The sequence below is a fragment of the Pseudonocardia sp. C8 genome (assembly GCF_014267175.1).
In the GTDB taxonomy this organism is placed as follows: Bacteria; Actinomycetota; Actinomycetes; order Mycobacteriales; family Pseudonocardiaceae; genus Pseudonocardia.
This window is the reverse complement of record NZ_JACMTR010000002.1, coordinates 4020122-4041400: the sequence shown is the minus strand read 5'-3', so window position 1 is coordinate 4041400 and position 21279 is coordinate 4020122. Positions and strand designations below refer to the sequence as shown.

25 protein-coding genes and 1 tRNA gene are annotated in these 21279 nt (G+C 74.0%); 14 read left to right on the top strand and 12 right to left on the bottom strand.

The features are described from left to right. Positions 1-11: 11 nt before the first annotated feature. Together H7X46_RS19245 and H7X46_RS19240 are read left to right on the top strand one after the other, a co-directional pair. Positions 12-344 carry an antibiotic biosynthesis monooxygenase gene (locus H7X46_RS19245; RefSeq protein WP_186360727.1) on the top strand — a complete coding sequence of 111 codons (333 nt, stop codon included), beginning with the start codon at positions 12-14 and terminating at the stop codon, positions 342-344. Positions 345-1056: 712 nt separating this feature from the next. After that, positions 1057-2463: a glycine--tRNA ligase gene (locus H7X46_RS19240; RefSeq protein ID WP_186360726.1), complete on the top strand. Its 1407-nt coding sequence runs from the start codon at positions 1057-1059 to the stop codon at positions 2461-2463. 13 nt (positions 2464-2476) lie between these two features. Here the strand turns inward: H7X46_RS19240 and H7X46_RS19235 are convergent, their stop codons facing one another. From H7X46_RS19235 to H7X46_RS30810, 3 genes are all read right to left on the bottom strand, one after another. After that, positions 2477-2677: a hypothetical protein gene (locus tag H7X46_RS19235; RefSeq protein ID WP_186360725.1), complete on the bottom strand. Its 201-nt coding sequence runs from the start codon at positions 2675-2677 to the stop codon at positions 2477-2479. An 89-nt stretch (positions 2678-2766) separates the two neighbouring features. Continuing rightward, complete coding sequence (locus H7X46_RS19230) at positions 2767-3756, bottom strand: CNNM domain-containing protein (RefSeq protein WP_186360724.1); 990 nt, start codon at positions 3754-3756, stop codon at positions 2767-2769. Continuing rightward, a complete protein-coding gene (locus H7X46_RS30810; RefSeq protein WP_186360723.1) occupies positions 3753-5138 on the bottom strand; it encodes a hemolysin family protein in 1386 nt (461 codons plus the stop codon). The genes H7X46_RS19230 and H7X46_RS30810 overlap by 4 nt, the downstream gene beginning before the upstream one ends. Positions 5139-5398: 260 nt before the next feature. Between H7X46_RS30810 and H7X46_RS19220 the strand changes: the two genes are divergently transcribed. From H7X46_RS19220 to H7X46_RS19210, 3 genes are all read left to right on the top strand, one after another. Continuing rightward, complete coding sequence (locus H7X46_RS19220) at positions 5399-6427, top strand: XdhC family protein (protein WP_370588857.1); 1029 nt, start codon at positions 5399-5401, stop codon at positions 6425-6427. Between the two features lie 125 nt (positions 6428-6552). After that, positions 6553-7137: a YdcF family protein gene (locus H7X46_RS19215; protein WP_255426706.1), complete on the top strand. Its 585-nt coding sequence runs from the start codon at positions 6553-6555 to the stop codon at positions 7135-7137. A gap of 5 nt (positions 7138-7142) precedes the next feature. Next, positions 7143-8453 (top strand): deoxyguanosinetriphosphate triphosphohydrolase, encoded by a 1311-nt coding sequence (locus tag H7X46_RS19210; protein WP_186360721.1) that lies wholly within the window; start codon positions 7143-7145, stop codon positions 8451-8453. Here the strand turns inward: H7X46_RS19210 and H7X46_RS19205 are convergent. Then, positions 8440-9210 carry an HNH endonuclease family protein gene (locus H7X46_RS19205; RefSeq protein ID WP_370588856.1) on the bottom strand — a complete coding sequence of 257 codons (771 nt, stop codon included), beginning with the start codon at positions 9208-9210 and terminating at the stop codon, positions 8440-8442. The two genes, H7X46_RS19210 and H7X46_RS19205, sit on opposite strands and share 14 nt — an antisense overlap. 157 nt (positions 9211-9367) lie before the next feature. Here H7X46_RS19205 and H7X46_RS19200 point away from each other — a divergent pair, with 157 nt between their 5' ends. Beyond that, positions 9368-9955 carry a carboxymuconolactone decarboxylase family protein gene (locus H7X46_RS19200; protein WP_186360719.1) on the top strand — a complete coding sequence of 196 codons (588 nt, stop codon included), beginning with the start codon at positions 9368-9370 and terminating at the stop codon, positions 9953-9955. On the opposite strand, the gene sigJ is transcribed toward H7X46_RS19200, so the two are convergent. From sigJ to H7X46_RS19175, 5 genes are all read right to left on the bottom strand, one after another. Continuing rightward, positions 9919-10788, bottom strand: coding sequence for an RNA polymerase sigma factor SigJ (sigJ, locus tag H7X46_RS19195; RefSeq protein ID WP_186360718.1), 870 nt, complete (start codon positions 10786-10788; stop codon positions 9919-9921). The genes H7X46_RS19200 and sigJ overlap by 37 nt on opposite strands. 123 nt (positions 10789-10911) lie before the next feature. Then, on the bottom strand, positions 10912-11253 hold the full coding sequence (locus H7X46_RS19190; protein WP_186360717.1) for a hypothetical protein: 342 nt from the start codon (positions 11251-11253) through the stop codon (positions 10912-10914). Between the two features lie 102 nt (positions 11254-11355). Beyond that, on the bottom strand, positions 11356-11796 hold the full coding sequence (locus H7X46_RS19185; RefSeq protein ID WP_186360716.1) for an Hsp20/alpha crystallin family protein: 441 nt from the start codon (positions 11794-11796) through the stop codon (positions 11356-11358). Positions 11797-11901: 105 nt separating this feature from the next. Next, positions 11902-12216 (bottom strand): hypothetical protein, encoded by a 315-nt coding sequence (locus H7X46_RS19180; RefSeq protein WP_186360715.1) that lies wholly within the window; start codon positions 12214-12216, stop codon positions 11902-11904. Between the two features lie 43 nt (positions 12217-12259). Next, positions 12260-12655 carry a helix-turn-helix domain-containing protein gene (locus H7X46_RS19175; protein ID WP_370588855.1) on the bottom strand — a complete coding sequence of 132 codons (396 nt, stop codon included), beginning with the start codon at positions 12653-12655 and terminating at the stop codon, positions 12260-12262. 222 nt (positions 12656-12877) lie between these two features. Between H7X46_RS19175 and H7X46_RS19170 the strand changes: the two genes are divergently transcribed. The 5 genes from H7X46_RS19170 to H7X46_RS19150 all read left to right on the top strand — a co-directional run bounded on the left by H7X46_RS19170 (position 12878) and on the right by H7X46_RS19150 (position 17319). After that, positions 12878-13123: a hypothetical protein gene (locus tag H7X46_RS19170; RefSeq protein WP_186360714.1), complete on the top strand. Its 246-nt coding sequence runs from the start codon at positions 12878-12880 to the stop codon at positions 13121-13123. 87 nt (positions 13124-13210) lie between these two features. Continuing rightward, positions 13211-14140 carry a DMT family transporter gene (locus H7X46_RS19165; RefSeq protein WP_186360713.1) on the top strand — a complete coding sequence of 310 codons (930 nt, stop codon included), beginning with the start codon at positions 13211-13213 and terminating at the stop codon, positions 14138-14140. A 24-nt stretch (positions 14141-14164) separates the two neighbouring features. Beyond that, complete coding sequence (gene dnaG, locus H7X46_RS19160) at positions 14165-16030, top strand: DNA primase (protein WP_186360712.1); 1866 nt, start codon at positions 14165-14167, stop codon at positions 16028-16030. After that, the gene (locus H7X46_RS19155) at positions 16027-16545 is read left to right on the top strand and encodes a hypothetical protein (RefSeq protein ID WP_186360711.1); all 519 of its coding nucleotides are present in this window, start codon (positions 16027-16029) and stop codon (positions 16543-16545) included. The genes dnaG and H7X46_RS19155 overlap by 4 nt, the downstream gene beginning before the upstream one ends. Positions 16546-16551: 6 nt before the next feature. Further along, the gene (locus H7X46_RS19150) at positions 16552-17319 is read left to right on the top strand and encodes a trans-aconitate 2-methyltransferase (RefSeq protein WP_186360710.1); all 768 of its coding nucleotides are present in this window, start codon (positions 16552-16554) and stop codon (positions 17317-17319) included. 29 nt (positions 17320-17348) lie between these two features. On the opposite strand, the gene H7X46_RS19145 is transcribed toward H7X46_RS19150, so the two are convergent. Next, positions 17349-17549 carry a hypothetical protein gene (locus H7X46_RS19145; RefSeq protein ID WP_186360709.1) on the bottom strand — a complete coding sequence of 67 codons (201 nt, stop codon included), beginning with the start codon at positions 17547-17549 and terminating at the stop codon, positions 17349-17351. 167 nt (positions 17550-17716) lie between these two features. On the opposite strand from H7X46_RS19145, the gene H7X46_RS19140 reads away from it, so the two are divergent. Continuing rightward, positions 17717-17788, top strand: a tRNA-Asn gene (locus H7X46_RS19140). Positions 17789-18108: 320 nt separating this feature from the next. Here the strand turns inward: H7X46_RS19140 and H7X46_RS19135 are convergent. Together H7X46_RS19135 and H7X46_RS19130 are read right to left on the bottom strand one after the other, a co-directional pair. Further along, positions 18109-18552: a hypothetical protein gene (locus H7X46_RS19135; RefSeq protein WP_186360708.1), complete on the bottom strand. Its 444-nt coding sequence runs from the start codon at positions 18550-18552 to the stop codon at positions 18109-18111. Between the two features lie 4 nt (positions 18553-18556). Further along, entirely contained in the window at positions 18557-19375 is an 819-nt protein-coding gene (locus tag H7X46_RS19130; protein ID WP_186360707.1) for a hypothetical protein, read from the bottom strand. 383 nt (positions 19376-19758) lie between these two features. On the opposite strand from H7X46_RS19130, the gene H7X46_RS19125 reads away from it, so the two are divergent. Continuing rightward, the gene (locus H7X46_RS19125) at positions 19759-20325 is read left to right on the top strand and encodes a TetR/AcrR family transcriptional regulator (protein ID WP_186360706.1); all 567 of its coding nucleotides are present in this window, start codon (positions 19759-19761) and stop codon (positions 20323-20325) included. Next, entirely contained in the window at positions 20322-21272 is a 951-nt protein-coding gene (locus tag H7X46_RS30805; RefSeq protein ID WP_186360705.1) for a DMT family transporter, read from the top strand. The genes H7X46_RS19125 and H7X46_RS30805 overlap by 4 nt, the downstream gene beginning before the upstream one ends. Positions 21273-21279 lie beyond the last annotated feature (7 nt).

The window sequence follows — 21279 nt, the reverse complement described above, 5'->3', positions numbered from 1 at the left end:
ATCGTCGCGCCGTGCTGCTGGTCTGCCGGTTCACCGTGTCCCCGTCCCGCGTGCCGGAGTTCACCGGGCGGGCCGCCCGCGCGCTGGAGCTCCTGGCCGCGCAGCCGGGCTGCCGCGGAGGCGAGCTGGGCTGCGCGATCGAGGACGCCGCGCAGTGGGTGCTGGTCGTCCGGTTCGACTCGGTCGACGCCTACCGCCGCGCCCTGGGCCCGTTCGAGGTGCGCGAGCACGTCCACCCGCTCCTCGCCGAGGCCGACACGACCACGGAGTCGACCCACGAGACCCGCCTGACGGTGGCCCCGGGCGGGCGGCCCGAGCACCACCCCAGCCTGCTCACGCCCTGAGCAATCGCGCCCGTGGTCGGACGGACGTCGAGGCGCGAGCGGCGTGGCTCGTCCGGTGGCGTGCTCGGCGGTGGTCGCTGGCTCGTTCGCGGGGCTCGGCCCTGGTCACGGCTGCCGAGTCGGCTCGTCGGGCGCCCGGTCGACGCGGCGGTGCCCTGTCGGCTCGCCGGGCGCCCTGTCCGCGCCGGGCGCCGAGCTACCGGGTGGCAGTGGCACCGCGCCGTCCGGGACGACGAGGGCGCCTCGATCGGGGCCGCGTCACCGATCAGCACGTTCCGGCCCCGCCCGGGGCGGAAGTGTGCGTCTCGAGCACCGAGGCCGGGTCGATCAGCACGTTCTGGCCCCGTTCGGGGCGGGAGCGTGCGTCTCGGGCGCCGGGGTTGGGGCGATCAGCACGGTTCGGCCCTCTCCGGGGCGGGAGCGTGCATGTCGATCGTCCGGGTTCGGTCGATCGGCACGTTCTGGCCCCATCGGGGGCGAATCCGTGCGTCTCGGGGACGGGGGCGCGTCGATGTCGGGCCGGGGCGGCGAGCACCGCGGCCGCGCTGTTCGGAGCGGGCGTCACCGGGCCGGCCGTGGACGGCACGGGCGCCCGCAGGGTCGGGCGCGGTGCGGGCGGGGGAGGTGCCGTCGTGGCGGGTCGGTAACCTGGGACGCCCACCTGGGCACCTCCGCCGGTGGGAGAGCCCGAACCACGTCCTGGAGTACCGCTGTGGCCAGCAAGCCGACCTCCGCCAAGATCGAGACCATCGTCGCGCTGACGAAGCGGCGCGGATTCGTCTTCGCCTCCGGCGAGATCTACGGCGGTACCCGGTCGGCGTGGGACTACGGCCCGCTGGGCGTCGAGCTGAAGGACAACATCAAGCGGCAGTGGTGGCGCGCGATGGTCACCGGCCGGGAGGACGTCGTCGGCCTGGACTCGTCGGTCATCCTGCCCCGGCAGACCTGGGTCGCCTCCGGCCACGTCAACGCGTTCACCGACCCGCTGGTCGAGTGCACCTCGTGTCACAAGCGCTTCCGCGCCGACCAGCTGGCCGAGGAGTTCGCCGAGCGCAAGGGCCGCGACCCGGAGCAGGCCGACCCGAACGACCTCTCCGAGGTGCCGTGCCCGAACTGCGGTACCCGCGGCCAGTACACCGATCCGCGCGAGTTCAACATGATGCTGAAGACCTTCCTCGGCCCGGTGGAGTCCGAGGAGGGCCTGCACTACCTGCGCCCGGAGACCGCGCAGGGCATCTTCGTGAACTTCCTCAACGTGCAGACCACGTCCCGGAAGAAGCCGCCGTTCGGCATCGGCCAGATCGGCAAGAGCTTCCGCAACGAGATCACCCCGGGCAACTTCATCTTCCGGACCCGCGAGTTCGAGCAGATGGAGATGGAGTACTTCGTCGAGCCGGGCAGCGACGAGGAGCTGCACCAGTACTGGATCGACGAGCGCACCCGCTGGTACACCGACCTCGGTATCGACCCGGCGAACCTGCGGCACTACGAGCACCCGAAGGAGAAGCTGTCCCACTACTCGAAGCGCACCGTCGACATCGAGTACCGGTTCAACTTCACCGGGCAGGAGTGGGGCGAGCTCGAGGGCATCGCGAACCGCACCGACTTCGACCTCACCACGCACTCGAACCACTCGGGCGTCGACCTGTCGTTCTACGACCAGGCCACCGACACCCGCTACCGGCCGTACGTGATCGAGCCGGCGGCGGGCGTCGGCCGGTCGATGATGGCGTTCCTCATCGAGGCCTACACCGAGGACGAGGCGCCGAACGCGAAGGGCGGCGTGGACAAGCGGACCGTGCTGCGGCTGGACCGCAGGCTGGCCCCGGTGAAGGCCGCGGTGCTGCCGCTGTCGCGCAACGCCGACCTGTCGCCGAAGGCGAAGGACCTGGCCACGCAGCTGCGGCGGAACTGGAACGTCGAGTTCGACGACGCCGGCGCGATCGGCCGCCGTTACCGGCGCCAGGACGAGATCGGCACGCCGTTCTGCATCACGGTCGACTTCGACACGCTCACCGACCAGGCCGTGACGATCCGCGAGCGGGACAGCATGGCCCAGGAGCGGATCGCCCTGGACCAGGTCGAGTCCTACCTGGCGGCGCGCCTGATCGGCTGCTGAGCCGCCGCGGGGATCACGGCCGGAAGGCCAGCAGCTGGACGCCCAGCTCGGACTCGGCGCGGCGCACCTCGGCGAGCTGCTCCTCGGTGAGGTCCGCGTACGGCGACTCCGCACGGTAGGCCACGAGCGGCTTGCCGATCCGGTCCTCGAGCTGCTTCACCTTCGCCAGCGCGGTGTCGTCCAGCTCGGCCGGACGGAGCGACGGTGCGGTCATGGTGGGCCCTCCCACGGGACGTACGAACCGGCCCAGGCTAGGACGATCCCGGACCGGGCGCAGCCGGTGTGCCCGGTCCGGGGGACGGCCTACGCCGGCTCGGGGAGCAGCCGCTCCACCAGGTCGGACAGGGTGACGATGCCGATCAGCCGGCCGCCGTCCTGCACCAGCGCCAGGTGCGCGCGCTGGTCGCGCATCGTGTTGACCGCGGCGTGGTACGGGGTGTCGGCGGGCAGGGCGAGCACCGGCCGCATGAGGTCCCGGGCCCGGGTGCCCGGGTCGCGGGTGAGGGTGTCGCGGACGTGCACGTACCCGATCGGCGTATCGCCGTCGCGGACGATCAACCGCAGGTGCCCGGTCCGGCGGGCGGTGTCCTGGACGGCCGTGACGTCGTCGTCGGCCCGGACACCGGACGGCTCGTGGGCCAGCTCCCGCACCGGGGTGCGTTCGAGCTCCAGGGCGGTGACGAGCTGGTCGCGCCGCTCCTGGTCGAGCGCGCCGGTGCGCGCCGAGTGGTCGACGAGCTGGCGCAGGTCGTCGGCGTTGCGCCCGGAGACCATCTCGTCCACCGGTTCGACGCCGACGGCGCGCAGGCAGCGGTTCGCCAGCCCGTTCAGCGCCACCAGCAGCGGCCGGGTCAGCACCATGAACCCGCGCATCGGCAGCGCCAGCATGATGGCCGACCGCTCCGGGTGCGAGATCGCCCAGGACTTCGGCGCCATCTCGCCGACGACCAGGTGGACGAAGGTGACCACGACCAGCGACAGGACGAACGACACGACCGTGGCGACGCCCGAGGCCAGCCCCCAGCCCGTCAGGACCGGCTGCAGAGCGTGGTCGACGGCGGGTTTCGCGACCGCGCCGAGGCCCAGCGTGCACAGCGTGATGCCCAGCTGGGAGCCGGCCAGCAGCAGCGACAGGTCGCGCGCACTGCGGAGCGCGGCACGGGCCGCCGCGGAGTCCTGCGCGGCCTCCTCCAGCCGGTAGTTCCGGGCGGCGACGAGCGCGAACTCGACGGCCACGAAGAACGCGCTCGCCCCGACCAGTGCGATCGACACGATGATCGAGATGACGCTCATGCGGGCTCCGATGCGGTCCAGACGATGTGCACCGACGAGGGGACGCGCCGGGCGACCTCCCGCACGGTCAGGCGCAGCGCCCGGTCGTCGTCGTCCGGGTTGTCGGCCGGGATGGTGACCACGACGGCGTCCCCGGCGTCGGGGAGCCGCTGCAGCTCGGCCATGACCAGGCCGCCGACGGTCTGGTAGTCGCCCTCCGGGAGGTCGGCGTCGATGAGCCTGCCGACCTCGTCGACGTGCCGGTCGCCGGGGACGACCCAGCCGTCGCCGGCCGCGGTGGCCCGGTCGGTCCCGGCCTGGTCGTGCTCGTCGGTGATCTCGCCGACCAGCTCCTCGGCGACGTCCTCGACGGTGATGACGCCGGCCAGCCCGCCGTACTCGTCGAGCACGCAGGCCAGCTCCTCGCCCTCGGCGCGCAGCCGGGCGAGCACCTGGGGCAGCGGCAGCGACGACGGCACCAGCACCGGCGCCCGCATGAGCTCGGCGACCCGCACGTCGTGGAAGGACCGGCCGCCGAGCCGCGCGGACAGGTCCAGCACGTCCTTCAGGCAGACGACACCGACCAGCTCGAGCGTGTTCTCCGGGTCGGAGGCCTCCGGAGGCGCGCCGAGGACGGGGTAGCGGGAGTGCTGGACGGCCATCTGGCCGATCAGGCTCTCCACGGTCGCGTCGTCGCGGACCCACGACACCCGGGGCCGGGGGATCATCGCGGCCCGCGCGGTGCGGTCGGTGAAGTCCACCGCCCGGTCGAGGAGCACGGCGAGCTCCGGATCGAGGTCCCCGGAGTCCTTCGAGTCGTCGATGATCGCCTCGAGGTCGCGCGGGGTCGCCGAGTGCTCGACGTCGTGCACCGGCTCGATCCGCAGCGCCCGCAGCAGCAGGTTGGAGGCGGCATCGAAGACGGTGACGATCCAGCCGAAGGCCGCCAGGTAGATCGTGGTGGACAGGGCGAGCCTGCGCGCCACCGGCTCGGGGCGGGCGATCGCGAGGTTCTTCGGGAACAGCTCGCCGAACACCATCTGGACGACGGTGGACAGCAGCAGCGCGAACACGGTGCCGATCGCGACACCGACACCGGTCGGCACGTTCACCACGCCGAGGAGCTCGCCGATCCCCTCGCCGACCAGGGGCTCGGCGACGTAGCCGACGAGCAGGCCGGTGACGGTGATGCCGAGCTGGGCCCCGGAGAGCATGAACGAGGTGCGCCGGGTGATGCCGAGTGCGCGCACGGCACCGGTGTCTCCGTCGGCCGCGCGGGCCTTCAACCGCGAGCGGTCGACGGCCATGTAGCCGAACTCCTGGGCGACGAAGTAGCCGGTCAGCGCGGTGATCGCGAGGATGACGAGTACGCCGAGCGCGACGTCGAGGATCGTGCCGATCACCGGTGCGGCACCGCCGGGTCACCGGGTCCGCCGGCGCGGAGGGGCATGCGGGCGGAACGGGGTCGCCGTCCGGGAACGAACCGGACGGCGCCGGGACTGTCGCTGGGGTCCATGACTCCTTCACTTCGAGGTATGCCGGGTACGACACCTCAACGCCTGCCGGAATCGTACGGTTCCCCGCCCCCACCCGTCCCGCGGGCTCGGCGGCGGGCCGCCCCGGGGACGGCCGTCCGGTGCTCCCCGTCGCTACCCTGGCGACCGTGAGCACCACGGGAGAGGCGGCCGACCCGCGACGCGAGCTGGGCCTGGCCCTGCGGCGCTGGGCCGGTGGCGGCCGGGACGTCGGCGTGGTCCGGGTCCTCGACCGGCACGGGTTCGGCTCGGTCGAGTCCGGCCAGATGCTCGCCGCCGCCGACGGCGAGGTGTGCGGCCTGCTCTACCGGGGCGCGCTCGACGACACCGCGCGCCCGCTGGCGGCCGAGGCCGCCGCGGGGACCGCCGCCGTCCGGGAGGCACAGGTCGCGGAGCCGTCCGCGCTGGCCGCCGGGCTGGCCTGCGCCGGCGGGGCGACCCTCGTCGGGCATCCGCTCGCCGCGGAGCTCGCCGGTGCGCTCGGCGACGCCCTGGAGGCGTCCCGGCCCGCGGCCCTGCTCTCGACCGAGGACGGCGGCGCCGCCGTCGTCCTGACCGGAGCCGACCTGTCCGAGACCCGCGGCGACCTCGGCGACCCGGCGGTTACCGCCGCTGCGGTGGACGCGGCCCGGGCGCTGCTGCGCCGCGGCGCCACCGCCACCGAGCGGGTCGACGCCGCCGGGACCGGGGTGCTGGTGGACCTGTGGGTGCCGGTGCCCGCGATGCTCGTCGTCGGCGAGGGCGCGCTCGGTGCCGCCCTGCACGCGCAAGCCGGGCTGCTCGGCTGGTCCGCGCGCACCGTCACCACCCTGGACGACGCCCGCGCCGCCGTCGCCGCGTTCACCGACGCCGACGTGCTGGTCCTGCTCGACCACGACCCGGCGTTCGACCTGATCCTGGTCGAGGGCCTCGCGCACGGCCGCGGGTTCCTCGGCGCGCTCGGCTCCCGCCGCACCCAGGCCGCCCGGCGCGAACGGCTGCTGGCGGCGGGCCTGACCGAGGAGCAGCTGGCCCGGATCCACGGCCCGGTCGGGCTGGACCTGGGCGCCCGCACCCCCGCGGAGACGGCGGTGTCGATCGTGGCGCAGGTGATCGCGCTGCGGGCCGGCCGGTCGGCGTCGGCGCTGACCGCGTCCGGTGGGCGGATCGGCGGATGAGCGCACCCTCGTCGCGCCGCGGGCTCGGCAGCCCCGCCCCGGCCCCGGTGCGCCCGGCGCCCGCCCCCGGCCGGGGACCCGTGCGCAAGGGCCTGACCTGGGGCGCCCGGCTGCTGGTCGGCGCCATGGTCATGATCGTCGCGGTCGTCGGCGTCACCGCGCTGCGGGTGTGGCAGGTCGCCCGGGTCGACGACCAGCGGCCGGTCGACGCCGTGGTCGTGCTCGGGGCGGCGCAGTACAACGGCCAGCCGAGCGCGGTGCTCGCCGCCCGGCTCAAGCACGCCGAGCAGCTGTGGCGCGACGGGATCGCCCCGCGGATCGTGACGGTCGGCGGCGGGCAGACCGGGGACCGCTACACCGAGGCGGAGGCCAGCCGGGAGTGGCTGATCGAGCAGGGCGTGCCGAGCACCGCGGTGGAGGCGGTGCCGGAGGGCGCCGACACGCTCCGCAGCCTGGAGGCGGTCGCGGCGAGCGCGCGCGAGCAGGGCTGGGAGTCGGCGCTGCTCGTCTCCGATCCGTGGCACAGCCTGCGGGCCCGCACGATGGCCCGGGACGCCGGGCTGGAGGCGTGGACGTCGCCGACCCGCAGCGGGCCGATCGTGCAGACCCGGGAGACGCAGTTCCGCTACATCTACCGGGAGACCGGGGCGCTGCTGTTCTACGAGCTGACCCATGCGTCGGTCGACACCGCGAGCAGCGGGCTGGGCTGAGCGCCGTGTCCACGACCCTCGCGGCCCCCTCCGACGCCGGCTACACCTCGGCGGACGCCGAGCGGCGCCAGCCCGAACCCCCGAAGGGCTCCGGGCTGGGGGAGCGCGGCCGGGTGGAGCGGCGCAGCCCGTTCTCCCGGGACCGGGCCCGGGTGCTGCACTCGGCGGCGCTGCGCCGGCTGGCCGGGAAGACCCAGGTCGTCGGGCCGGGGGAGGGCGCGGAGGTCACCGGCATCCCGCGGACCCGGCTCACCCACTCGCTGGAGGTCGCGCAGATCGGCCGGGGGATCGCCGAGGAGCTGGGTCTCGACCCGGACGTCGTCGACGCGGCCGGTCTCGCGCACGACATCGGCCACCCGCCGTTCGGGCACAACGGCGAGCGCGCCCTCGACGAGGCCGGTGCGGCGTGCGGCGGCTTCGAGGGCAACGCGCAGACCCTGCGGATCCTGACCCGGCTCGAACCGAAGGCCCGGTCCGGGGACGGCCGGATCCCCGGCGGGCTCAACCTCACCCGGGCGACCCTGGACGCGTCCACCAAGTACCCGTGGCCGCGTCGCGGCGCGGAGCGGAAGTTCGGGGCCTACGCCGACGACGAGCCCGCCCTGGGGTGGGTGCGGGTGGGCGCGCGGCCCGGCGTCCGCTCGATGGAGGCGCAGGTCATGGACTGGGCCGACGACGTGGCCTACTCGGTGCACGACGTCGAGGACGCGGTGCTGGCCGGCCGGATGGATCTCGCTGTGCTGTCGTCGCGGGCCGAGCGGGAGGCGCTCGCCGGCGAGGCCGCGGCCGGGTTCGGTGCCGACGCGGCCGCGTGCGCGGAGGCGGCGGCCCGGCTGGACGCGTTGCCGGTGGTCCGGGCGGTGCGCGGGTTCGACGTCCGCACAGCCGCCGGCGACGACCTGGTCGCGATGAAGCGGATGACCTCCGAGCTGGTCGGCCGGTTCGCCCTCGCCGCGACCGACGCGACCCTCGACGCCTACGGCGACGCGCCGCTGGCCCGGCACCGCGCGAACCTCGTCGTGCCGCCCACCGCCGAGGCCGAGGTGGTGCTGCTCAAGGCGCTCGCGACCCGCTACGTGATGAGCGACCCGCAGCGGCTGGCGATGCAGGCCCGGCAGCGCGAGCTGCTGCACGAGCTGGTCGCGGCGCTGACCGCGCGCGGCCCGGACGTGCTCGACCCGGCCCGCGGCGAGGACTGGGCCGCCGCCGGGGACGACCGGGCCCGGCTGCGCGTGGTGATCGATCAGGTCGCGCTGCTCACCGACCCGCAGGCGGTCGCGTGGCACGCGCGGCTGTGCCGGGTCAGCGCAGGGTGACGGCGGGCCGGGCGGCATCGGCGTCGCCCGGCACGGACCGGCCGGGGCAGCCGCGCAGGACCCGGTCGATCGCCTCCCGCTCGGCGGCGGTCACCCACAGCCCGTACTTGGCCTTCACCGCGACCTGCCGGGCCACGTAGGCGCACCGGTAGCCGGTCTCGGGCGGGAGCCAGGTGGCGGCGTCACCGTCGCCCTTGCGCCCGTTCGTGGGGCCGTCGACGGCGATCAGGTTCAGCGGGTCGTTCCCGATCCGCTCCCGGGTCGCCGGGTCGAGCCGGCGGGCGCCCTTCTGCCAGGCGTCCGACAGCGCGACGACGTGGTCGATCTGCACCCGCTCGCTGCTGCCCTGCCCGCGGGTGAAGGCGATCGTCGTCCCGGTGTAGGCGTCGCGCAGGGTCCCGGTCAGCACGACGCAGTCGTGCGTGCCCGCCTTGAACGTCTCCCGGTCCATGTCCCGGGCGAGGACCTGGTTGCGCTGGTCGCAGCCGTCGCGGTCGATGTCGGCCCAGCGGCGGCCGAACTCCTCGCGGGAGTAGCCGGTCTTCGGCGCGCGGCCCTTCACCGGCAGTGTCGCCAGCGTGGCCGCGGCGTTCCCGGCCGCTCCGTCCCGCCCGGTGCCCGGGGACGCGGGGGCGACCACCCCCGCGTCGACCACGGCCGCGTCCAGCACGTCCGTGAACGATCCGGGGCTCCCGCACCCGGCCAGCACCAGCACCGCCGCCAGCACCGCGGCGACCCTCATCCCACGAACGCGCACCGGCAGATGCTCGCCGACCCGCCGTCGGATCCACAGCGGACACGCCGCCCGCCGGACCGCGGTGGACGTGACCGGGGTCACCCGGCGGTGGTGTCACGACCCGCCGGGCCGTCCCGTCCTCACCATGACGCGCACACCACGACCCCGGGAGGACATCGTGCCCCGCATTCCCGCCGTCCCCGACGCCGAGGCCGGCGTCGTCGGCCGCCTCGTCTACCGGCTCGCCCGCCGCCGGTTCGGCTCGGTCCCCGAGCCGTTCGCCGTCGCCCGCCACCACCGGAAGCTCTTCTGGGCCGCGCTGGTGAGCGAGCTGGGCTGGGAGCGGGCGGCGACGGTGCTGCCCGCGACCGTCCGGGAGATCGCCGTCTACCGGACCGCGACCGTCGTCGGCTGCTCGTGGTGCGTCGACTTCGGCACCATGCTGCAGCGGCTGTCGGGCCTCGACGTGGACCGGCTCGCGCACATCGACGAGTACGCCACCAGCCCGTTGTTCAGCCCGGCCGAGCGGCTCGCGATCGCCTACGCCGACGCGATGACCGCGCAGCCCATGACCGTCACCGACGACCAGGTCGCCGTGCTCGAGCGCGAGTTCGGCCGGGCGGGGCTGGTGGAGCTCACCCAGATGATCGCGGTGGAGAACATGCGGGCGCGGGGCAACCACGCACTCGGCATCACCGACCAGGGGTTCGACGCCGCGTGCGCGGTGCCTCAGGGCCGCAGCTTGGACGGGTCGAGGACCCCGTAGATCCCGGCGACCAGCCCGTCCCGTACGGCCACGGCGGTGACCACCGCGGGACGGGCGCCGTCGCCACCGGGCACGATCCACCCGGGGTCTCCGTTGACCAGTGCCGGGGCGCCGTCGAGCACGCCCTCCTTGCGGGCCAGCCCGACCAGCAGCCGGGCCACCTTGTCCGCGCCGGACACCGGGCGGCGTGCGGCGCGGACGACACCGCCGCCGTCGGAGACGAAGACGACCTCCGGGTGCAGGGTCGCGGCCACCGCGCCGGCGTCGCCGGTGGCCAGGGCGGCGGCGAAGCGTTCCAGGACCTCCGCCGCCTCGGTGCTCGGGGCCGGTGGCGGGCCGGGGGAGTCGGCGATCACCCGGCGGGCCCGCGAGGCGTGCTGGCGTGCCGCTGCCTCGGTGCAGCCGAGCACGTCGGCGATCTCGGTGAAGGGCAGGTCGAGTGCCTCGTGCAGGACGAAGGCCACCCGCTGCGGCGGGGTGAGCCGCTCGAGGACGAGCATCGCCGCCATCCGGACGTCGTCGGCCTGCAGCACGGCGTCCAGCGCCGGGTCGGCACCGCCGACGACGGGTTCGGGCAGCCACGGCCCCACGTGCTGTTCGCGGCGTACGGCCGCGGACCGCAGCCGGTCCAGGCAGAGCCGGGCGACGGTCGTCGTCAGCCAGGCGCGCAGGTCCCGGATCTCCGAAATGCCGGTCCGGGACAGGCGCAGCCAGGCCTCCTGCACGGCGTCCTCGGAGTCGGCGAGGCTCCCGGTCATCCGGTAGCCGACGGCGACCAGGTGGGCGCGGTGCTCCCGGAAGGCCGTCACGACATCGGGGGCGGGATCGGGCACGCGAGCACCGTACGACCTCCCCGGTGGCCACCGCGGTCCTCGGGTCCGCGCACGACGGCAGGATGCCCGGCTTCCCGGGCCGGGGTCGCGGAGTCCGAGGACGGCGGCGGCCACCCGGAGGTGTCAGCCGGCCGGAGGTGAACGCTGGGCGGGGCGGAACCGGTGCCGTGCGGCGCCGGCCGGGGCGCCCGCGGTGCGGTGGCCGCGGGCGCCGGACGGTGGGTCCGGCCGGTCCGTCGGCGCGCCGACACGGACACGGGCGCGGGGGCGCAGCCGCACCGGCCGTCCGCATCCGGGCGGCCACGGCCCGGAGGCGGCGACCACGGCGGCGAACTCCTCGTCGAACACAGCGTCCACCAGGGCCCCGACCGCGTCGACGGCGCCACCGGGACGGCTGTCCGGGCGAACCCGGGCCGGTCCGGCGGGTGCCGCGGAGATCGGCGTCGGTGCGGGTCCGGTGGCCATCCCTACCACCTCCCTGCGGAATCCTCACCCGCTCGCGCGGGGGAGGGCTGCGGGTCCGCACCGGCCCCGGGGGCCGGAGCCGGTGCCGACCGGCCGGTCGGATCAGGCCTTGATCTGGGCCCGATCGGAGGACTGACCCGACTCGACGGCGATCGTGCGCGGCTTGGCCGCCTCGGCGACCGGGATCCGGATGCGCAGCACCCCGGCGTCGTAGGAGGCGCGGATGTTGTCGGTGTCGAGGTTCTCGCCGAGGAACAGCTGACGCGAGTACACGCCGTACGCCCGCTCGGACGCGACCCACTCGATGCCGTCCTCGGTCGCGGTCGGCCTGCGCTCGGCCCTGACCGTGAGCGTGTTGCGCTCCACCGACAGCTCGACCGCGTCCGGGTCGATGCCGGGCAGGTCGAACTCGACCAGGAACTCGTCACCGTGACGCCAGGCGTCCATCGGCATGGCGGCCGGACGCGACCAGGTCCCGGCGTTCTCGAACGCCTGCGCGGCGAGCCGGTCGAGTGCGCGGAACGGATCAGTCCGCATCAGCATGACGAACCACCCCTTCCCAGCGGCCGATCCGGGAGGTCGGGCCGCTGTCTCATGTCCTTTCGTGAAGCTCGGATATCTGTAGTGTGTGCTGTAGTTTTCCTCTTGTCAAGAGGAACTTGCCAGCTCGGCGAGCCGGACCCTGGCCAGGCGTTCGAGGAACTCGGCCAGGCAGGCCGGAGGAGCGCCCGCCCGGCGCAGGTCGTCCCAGCTGCACTCGACGGCGGCGGCGATGTCGCGCGCGGTCAGCTGCCCCGCGGCGATCCGGGGCGCGTGCTCGGCGGTCAGGCGGCGGATCGCCTCGGTGCAGGAGCGTGCTGCCGGGTCGTCGCCGGTGTCCGGTGCGGGGGCGGCGATCGTGCCGGTCCCGTCGGTGCTGACGGTGCTGCTGAACGTGTGGGGGTCGATCGTGTCGGTGTTCACGTCGCGTCCTCGTCGGGGCCGTGGACGGGCGGCGCGGACGGTGTCAGCCGCCGGCCGTCCCGTCCTGCTCGTGGCCGGTCGGGCAGTGCTCGGCTCGGTCGTCGAGCTCGCGTTTCAGGCGCTCGACCTCGGCGTACGCGGCGGTGAGCCGGGACTGGCTGTCGGCCAGGTCGGTGCGGAGCTGGTCGATCCAGGACGCCGACTCGAGCGAGTGGCCGTCGTCGAGCAGCTCCCGCAGCCGCGCCGCGTGCTCGAGCTGGCGGCGCGAGTACCGGCGGTGCCCGCCGGCGGACCGGTGCGGGTTCACCACCCCGGCGTTGTCCAGGCTGCGCAGGAACGCGGGTTCCACGTCGAGCAGGTGCGCGGCCTGCCCCATGGCCATGGCCGGGTAGTCGGGATCGTCGAGCCGGTCCAGTCCCATCAGGTCGCCCCCTCTCATGTCACCGCGTGTCGCCGGGCCGGCGACTCGGGGCCTGATTTCTGCATTGTCGACTACAGGTTCCCTCCCGTCAACGGCTCCGCACCGGCCGTGGCGCCGGGGCGAACGGCGAACGGTTCGCCCGGGCGCCCGCACGGGTGTCGATCACTCCTGAGATCGGCGTGTGTAGAATACTGTGCTGTCAACTACAGGTATTGGAGCGACACGAGGAAGCGGAAGGCGATGATCAGGCTGCTGCGTGCGGTGTTCCGGGGGCTGCTCGTGGCCGTGGGCGGGATCGCGGCCCTGTGTGCGGTCCTGGCCGGATCGGTGCTGGTCGACTGGGTCGGCCGCACCTACGACATCGTGTGGGCGGTGGGGGCGTTGCTCGCGCTGCCGCTGCTGGGCGCGGCGATGACCGTCTACGACCAGTGGACGGCCGGGCGTCCGCAACGAGCACCGGCCGGCCGGCGGCTCGGCGGCGCCTGACCGCGGCAACCGGCGGACCCGTAGCCGGGGGAGAGTGGCCCGCGCCGGCGGCTTGCCGATCTCATTAGCAATGCGTTGAGTGGGCCTGTGGTCTCCTCGCGATGGCTCGTCCCGGTGCTGGCCGTGGTGTTCGTCCCGCTCTGGGCCTCCGGCTTCATCGCCGGCAAGATCGCGACCGGCCACCTCGCCGTCCCCGCGGTGCTGCTGTGGCGGTTCGTGATCGCCCTGGCGGTGATGCTCGCTGCCGCCGCCGTGCTGCGGCCGGCACCGCCGCGGGGCCGGGCCTGGCTGCATCTCGCGGTGACCGCGCTGCTCCTGCAGGTCGGCCAGTTCAGCTTCGTCTACACCGGGCTCGCGTCGGGAGTGCCGGCCGGGCTGTCCAGCCTGGTGCTCGGGATGGCGCCGCTGCTGGTCGGCCTCCTGACCCCGCTGTTGCTCGCGACCCGGATCGGCATCGCACCCGCGGTCGGCCTGCTGATCGGGGCGACCGGCGTCTACGTCGTGCTGGCCGACGACCTCGGTGGCGGGGTCGGCGCCGCGGTCGTCTTCCCGGTGCTGGGGATGCTGTCGCTGAGCGCGGGCACGCTCTACCAGAAGCGGTTCAACGACCGGACGCCCGTGGTCACGAGCGTCGCCGTCCAGATGGCGACATCGCTGGTCGCCACCCTGGCCGCCTGGCCGTTCCTCGGGGTGGACCCGCTGCCGTCCGGCGTGGACGGCTGGCTCGCGGTCGGCTGGCTGGGGGTGGTCAACTCCGCCGGCGCGTTCGTCGTGATGTTCCTGCTGCTGCGCCGGCGCTCCACGGTGTTCGTGTCGGCGCTGCTCAACCTGGTCCCGGCGACGACCGCGCTGTGCGCGGTCCCGGTGCTCGGCGAGCCGCTGACCCCGCAGGCCGTGCTGGGTCTGGTGATCGCGCTGGTCGGCATGTTCGTCGGGATCGGACGGTTTCCGGGTGCCCGGCGCCGTCGGGTCGCGGAGCCCGGTTCCGCCGTCGCCGGGACCGCGCCCCCGGGCTGAGGAGGCAGGCCTAGAATCGGGCCCGTGGCAGGACGGATCCGGGACGCAGACATCGCCGAGGTCCGCAACCGCACGCGCATCGAGGAGATCGTCGAGGAGTACGTCGCGCTCCGCCGCGCCGGCGCCGGGTCGCTGAAGGGCCTGTGCCCGTTCCACGACGAGAAGACCGCGTCGTTCACCGTCCGCCCCTCGCACGGCACGTTCCACTGCTTCGGCTGCGGCGAGCACGGCAGCGTCATCGACTTCGTCATGAAGATGGAGGTCATCGGCTTCCCCGAGGCCGTGGAGCGGCTCGCCGACCGGTGCGGGGTCCGGCTGACCTACGAGGGCGGTGGGTCGTCGGTGCAGCGCGACCGCGGCACCCGCAGCCGCCTGCTCGAGATCAACCGGAAGGCCGCCGAGTTCTACGCCGAGCAGCTGCGGACGCCCGCCGGCCGGGCCGCGATGCAGTTCCTCGCCGAGCGCGGGTTCGACGACGCGGCGGCCGAGAAGTTCGGCTGCGGCTACGCCCCCGCCGGCTGGGACACGGTCACCAAGCACCTGCTCGGGCAGGGCTACCAGCTCGACGAGCTGATCAAGTCCGGGGTCTCGAAGGAGGGCAGGCGCGGCGCGATCGACCGGTTCCACCGGCGGCTGCTGTGGCCGATCCGGGACCTCGGCGGCGACGTCGTCGGGTTCGGCGCGCGCCGCCTGTTCGACGACGACGGGATCGAGGCCAAGTACCTCAACACCTCCGAGACGCCGGTCTACCGCAAGACGCACGTGCTGTTCGGCCTGGACCTGGCCAAACGGGAGATCGCGAAGTCGCGGCAGGTCGTCGTCGTCGAGGGCTACACCGACGTGATGGCGATGCACCTCGCCGGCGTGCCGACCGCCGTGGCGTCCTGCGGGACGGCGTTCGGGGCGGAACACATCTCGGTGATCCGCCGGCTGATCGGCGACGACTCGTTCGACCGCGGCGAGGTCATCTACACCTTCGACGGCGACGAGGCCGGCCAGAACGCCGCGAAGAAGGCGTTCGAGGGTGATCAGAGCATCGCCGCGCAGACGTTCGTCGCGGTCGCCCCGGACGGGCAGGACCCCTGCGACCTGCGCCGCAACCACGGCGACACCGCGGTGCGCGACCTGGTCGCCCGCCGCGAGCCGCTGTTCGAGTTCGCGATCCGGGCCGAGCTGCGCGAGCACGACCTCAACTCGGCCGAGGGCCGGGTCGCCGCGCTGCAGCGGACGGTGCCGCTGGTCGCCCGGATCAAGCGGGAGGACCTGCGCGACGAGTACGCCCGCCGGCTCGCCGGCTGGGTCGGCTGGGACGACATCGCCGTCGTCGTGCGCCGGGTGCGGGAGACCGCGGGGGCGCCGGTCGAGGGCCGGTCCCGGCGGCGCGCGGCCGCCCCGGCGCCGAAGCGCGGGGACGCGCAGCTGCACCTGCAGCGGGAGGCGCTGAAGGCGGCGCTGCAGATCCCCGGCGTCGTCGGGCCCGGGTTCGACGAGCTGCCCGAGGCCGGGTTCACCCACCCGCAGTTCGCCGCCGTGCACCGGGCGATCATGGGTGCGGGCGGGGTCCAAGCCGGGCTGGAGGGCCCGGAGTGGCTCGACGCCGTCGTCGCCCAGGTCGCGACCGAGGACGTGAAACGCCTGGTCAGCGAGCTGGCCGTGGAGGACCTGGAGCTGCCCAAGCGGAACACCGACGAGGTCCGCTACGTCAACGGCGTCCTCGCCGGGGTCCGGCTGGGCCTGGTCGAGCGCGAGATCGCCGACCTCAAGTCCCAGCTGCAGCGGACCAACATGGCCACCGACCCGGAGGAGTACAACGACCTGTTCGGTGTCCTGGTCCCGCTCGAGCAGTACAAGATCCAGCTGCGGGAGCAGGCGTCCGGGGTGGCGTCGTGAACCGGCTGTGGTCGCGGCTGTTCGGCCGGGAACCGGTGCCGGACGCGGTCGCCGGGAACCTGGACGCGTCCGAGGCCGTCGTCGCGACGGCCACGGTGGCCGGCGGCGGGACGCTGGTCGTGACGTCCTGGGGGGTGTGGCCGCCGTCGGAGGAGCGCCGGATCGGCTGGCACGAGATCGGCAAGGCGACCTGGGACAAGACCTCCCTGGTGGTGACGCCGACCGTCGCCGAGCAGGTCGGCCCCGGCACCGATCTGCTCGCCGACGCCCGGCCGCGCCGGTTCCGGCTGCCCAGCCCGGGCAAGGTGCCGCAGGCGGTCCAGGAGCGGGTCACACAGTCGATCAAGACACGGCACCGGCGCGAGCTCCCGGGAGGCGGGGCCTGGGTGCTCCAGCGCAAGGTGCCCGGCCGCGACGGCCTGGTCGTCCAGGTCCGGCCGGACACCGGCACCGACCCGGTCGCCGTCCGCCGGCTGGCGGAGGGCATCGCCGCGCGGCTCCCCGGTACGGGCTGACGGCGCGTGACCAGCTGGGACCCGGACCTGTACCGGGCGTTCGGCGACCACCGCGCCCGGCCCTTCCTCGACCTCGTCGGGCGGATCGGCAGCCCGGACCCGGCGCTGCCGCGGATCGTGGACGCCGGCTGCGGCCCCGGGCATCTCACCGGCCTGCTGGCCCGGCGATGGCCGGACGCGACGATCGAGGCCTTCGACTCGTCACCGGACATGGTGGCCGCCGCCCGGGAGGCCGGGGTGGTCGCTGCGCGGGTCGACGTCCGCGACTGGACGCCGCCGCCGGACACCGGCGTGCTCGTCACGAACGCGGTGCTGCACTGGGTGCCCGAGCACCACGAGGTGCTGCGGCGCTGGACGGCGTCGCTCGCCCCCGGTGCGTGGCTGGCGCTGCAGGTGCCCGGCAACTTCGACGCGCCCTCGCACGTCCTCGCCCGCGAGGTCGCGGCCCGGCCACGGTGGCGGGGCCGCGTCCGGCTGCGCGACGCGGAGGCCGTGCTCGACCCGCGCGGCTACGCGGACCTGCTCACCGCCGCCGGTGCCGAGGTGGACGCCTGGGAGACCACCTACCTGCAACGGCTGGCGGGCGACGACCCGGTCCTGCGCTGGATCTCCGGCACCACCCTGCGGCCCGTGCGGGACGCCCTCGACGACGACGCCCACCAGGCGTTCCTCGACGAGCTCGCCCCGCGGCTGCGCGCGGCCTACCCACCGAGCGCCGACGGCACCACCTGGTTCCCGTTCCGCCGGATCTTCGCCGTCGCACGGAAGCGCTGAGCCCGGCGCCGCACCTGCCCGGGGCTCGCTCAGCCGCGACCGGGGCCGCGGTCGCCGCGCACCTTGCCGATCACGTTCTCCACGCCGGCCTGCGCGACACCCGCCGCACCCTGCACCGCGGGATGGTCCACGGCCCGGTGGTAGGCGTGGAGCAGCTGCTCGTACCGCTCGTGTCCGGCCTTCGTGCCGAGGACGTACCCGACGGCCACCCCCACGAGGAACCTGACCATTCCCCTCACCTCCCGTCTCCCCGGCGACCGTACCGGGCGGCCGTCCGGCACCCGGATCCGGGCGCGACCAGCGGGAACGGCGTCCGAACGGGGGGTGGCGAGACTGCTCCGGAGGGTGCTGTAGAGTTCTTCGTGTCGCCGGGCGAGGGCCCGGGCGGCGAGAACGGTCCTCCGTAGCTCAATGGCAGAGCACCCGACTGTTAATCGGGCGGTTACTGGTTCGAGTCCAGTCGGAGGAGCACATTCCCCAGGTCAGAGCCTCGTCTGAGCGTCTCGACCAAGATCGGCCCCCAGGAAACCCCCAGAAATGGATTCAGGGGGTCGGGTCGTCGCCGAACACCTCCAGAACTCCCTCGGCCCAAGTCGCTGCCCCGACTACTCGGTTCGAGCCACGGGCGAGGTGCCGGATCGAGAAGGGGTCGTCCATCCAGAAGTCACACACCAGCAACCCGACCGGGTACCACCCCTCGGATCCGACCCCCGGCGCGCCCTCCACAGGTGCGGTGCCGGGGGCGTCCTGCTGTCCCGGCCCCGGACACGGACGAGCCGGAGGTGCCGGTCAACGGACCGGCTGTATCGGGCTGTCCGCGTGACCAGGCGTAGCCCGGCCCTGAAGCGACCGGATGACGATCCGAACCTCCTCGCGGGCTGCCGACCTTCCGCGCACCATCCCGGTCCAGAGCTCGGCAGGGTATTCATGGCTTCCTGCTGTCTCCGCGACGATCGTGTACGGACGGTGGTTGAGCCAGCGCAGCGGGAAGAACCCGATTCCGACCACGGCGAAGAGCCACAGCCACCAGGGAACATGCACGCCGTCCGGCGCCCAGACGATCAAGAGCGTCCAGAACAGGACCACTGCCGACAGAACCGGGACGACGGCGCCCCGGCCCCCGTCGACGTCGTGCTCGAAGTCGTCCCCGATAGCGGGCGTGGTCCACTCGATCCGCTGCCGAACCACCCACCTGCGGCCGTCTGCCGCGTTCACCTGCCGGGTACGCGCCATCACATCACCGCACGGGGACAGCCGGTGTCGGCAGGCACGGGGCGATGGAGGGCGGCCTTTCCGCGCGAGAGATCAGTGGGAGCTCGTCGGCGGGGCCGAGCCGACAGACCGACCGGGCGGTCACGTGGTCGGACGGCACCAGCCCGATGGTGCGGTCGTCCTCCCAGAGGATCGTCGTCCAGACCTCCGTGCTCGACAGCACGTATCCGACCCGTACCGGCCCGCCGGTCACCGTGATCTGCTCCGCGGGCAACCACATTCTGCCCAGCGCCTGAGGAATGTCGCCGGCCCGGACGGCGGGTGGATAGGCGTCGTAGGCGACCAGTGCGAACACCGAGACGACTGTCGTCCCTATCGCCGCCAACGCCAGATAGCGTGCGAAGCTGAACCCGGCAACGGTTTCGCTTCGGGCCAACCCGACGAAGAAGATCACTGAGGCGGCGAGTCCAACGGGCAGATAGTCGCCCCAGGCGAGCACGGTCAGCACGACACCACCTGTCGCCTGCAGGTTCCGGATCGCCTCCTCCATCGTGATCGCGGTCGGGCTGACCGTCATCGTGGCGAGGGCGGTGAGGGTCGCGGCGAACATCAAGCGTGCCGTCGCGGCGAACCCGAGCAGGAACGGGGCAACCGCGGTCAACGCGACCAGCACCATCGCGCAGAGCGGAAGGACGGCGCCGAAGACCGGGAGGACACTGCCGGTGAGCGTCGAGACCGGTCCGAGGGTCTGCGCGACCGCCGACGCGGTCGGCACCTGGTAGTTGCTCACGATGAGCAGCCGGGCGACCGTGACGACGGTGATCAGCACTGTGGACAGGGTCACGGTCTGTGCGAGGACCGTCAGGCTACGGGCGAGCCGGCCGGATACGAGTTGGCCACGGGTCGGCGTCGCCGGAATCGGGCCGGTACGTGGACCTCGAGGCCCGACCGTGGTCGTGTCCGCTGTGTCGTGGGCCGGCTCGTCGTGGGTCGGATCGCTGTCCACCATGTCGTCCGATCACCGGCCTCCCCGTCACTCAGCGATCTCAGTCGCCGTGAGTGCGTACGGCGTTACCTGGAGGAGCCCGGGCTCCGGGGACGGACTGACGGGAGCCGTCGTGCCCGGGCGCTGGTGCGCTGAACGCCTCCGCCCGGCTCTCGAACTACCGGGACCGGCAGTGAGTAGGTAGACTGGTCTACCTACTAGCTAGCTGGGGGAGGTCCGACGTGAAACAGGCATCAGCCCGTGAGCGGCTGCTCGCGGCCGCGGCGCGGCGGTTCTACGACGACGGCGTGAACGCGACGGGGATCGACACGATCACGGCTGAGGCCGAGGTCGCGAAGAAGAGCCTCTACAACAACTTCTCGTCCAAGGCAGACCTCGTCGGCGCCTACATCGACGCCCGTCACGAGGAGTGGCTCGGCCTGCACCGGGCCCGCGCGGCGCACGCGTCCACGGCCGTCGACCGGGTGCTAGCGGTGTTCGACGCCTACATCGACCACGCGAACGGCGCCTACGCCAGGGGGTTCCGCGGCTGCGGGTTGCTCAACGCCGCGGCGGAGTTCCCCGCCGGCAGCCCGGCCCGCGAGGCGGTGCGCGCCCACAAGGAGGATGTGGAGCGGATCCTGGTCGAGGGTCTCGAGGCTCTGACCGGCGCGGACCACGCGCGCGACCTGGCCGAGCACCTGAGCTTCCTGCTCGAAGGGGCCGTCGCCCGGGCGGGCCTGGAGGGCACCCCGGAGCGGCTTGAGCGCGCCCGTGCCATCGCCTCGCGGATGCTGGCCGCCCGGTGAGGCAGGGATCGTTCGCCGGGATCGTCGCCGTCCTCGTCACCGCGTTCCTGTGGGGCACCACCGGGACCGCGGCCACGTTCGCGCCGGGGGTCGGCCCGCTGGCGATGGGGGCGGCGGCCCTGGGCATCGGCGGTGTCCTGCAGGCGGTCGTCGCCGTCCCGGCTCTCCGGCGGGGGAGGGCCGGGCTGGTGTCGCAGCGCGGGACAGTGATCGCCGGAGCCGCGGCCGTGGCGGTCTACCCGCTGGCGTTCTACAGCTCGATGCACCTGGCCGGGGTCGCCGTCGGCACGGTCGTCTCGCTCGGGTCCGCCCCGATCGCCTCCGGTGCCCTGGAACGGGTGATCGACCGACGCAGGCTCAGCGCCTGGTGGCTGCTCGCGGCGGTGCTGGGGATCGCCGGCAGCGCGGTGCTGTGCGCCGCGACGATGCACGACGCGCCGGCCGACGCGCTCCGCGCGGTCGCCGGTGTAGGGCTCGGGCTGGTCGCCGGAGCGACGTACGCCCTGTTCTCCTGGAGTGCCCACCGCCTCATGGGCCGCGGGGTCGGGCGCGGGGCCGCGATGGGCGCGGTCTTCGGGCTGGGCGGCGCGGCGCTGATGCCCGTGCTCGTGCTGACCGGCGCGCCCCTGCTCGCCGCGCCGCAGCCCTTCGCGGTCGGCGCGTACATGGCGCTCGTGCCCATGTTCCTCGGTTACCTGCTGTTCGGGTTCGGCCTCACACGTGTGGGTGCGAGCACCGCGACGACGCTCACCCTCGCCGAGCCCGCCGTGGCGGCCGTACTGGCCGTGCTCGTCGTCGGGGAACGCCTGTCGGCCATCGGGTGGGCAGGCACCGCCGGCATCGGTGCCTCGCTCCTGGTCCTCGCTCTCGCGCCCGCGACGCAGGGGGATGCCGGTGACGCCGTGCGCTCGTGGGAGCCCCGGGAGGAAGCGGTGGGCAATGCGTAGGGGAGGC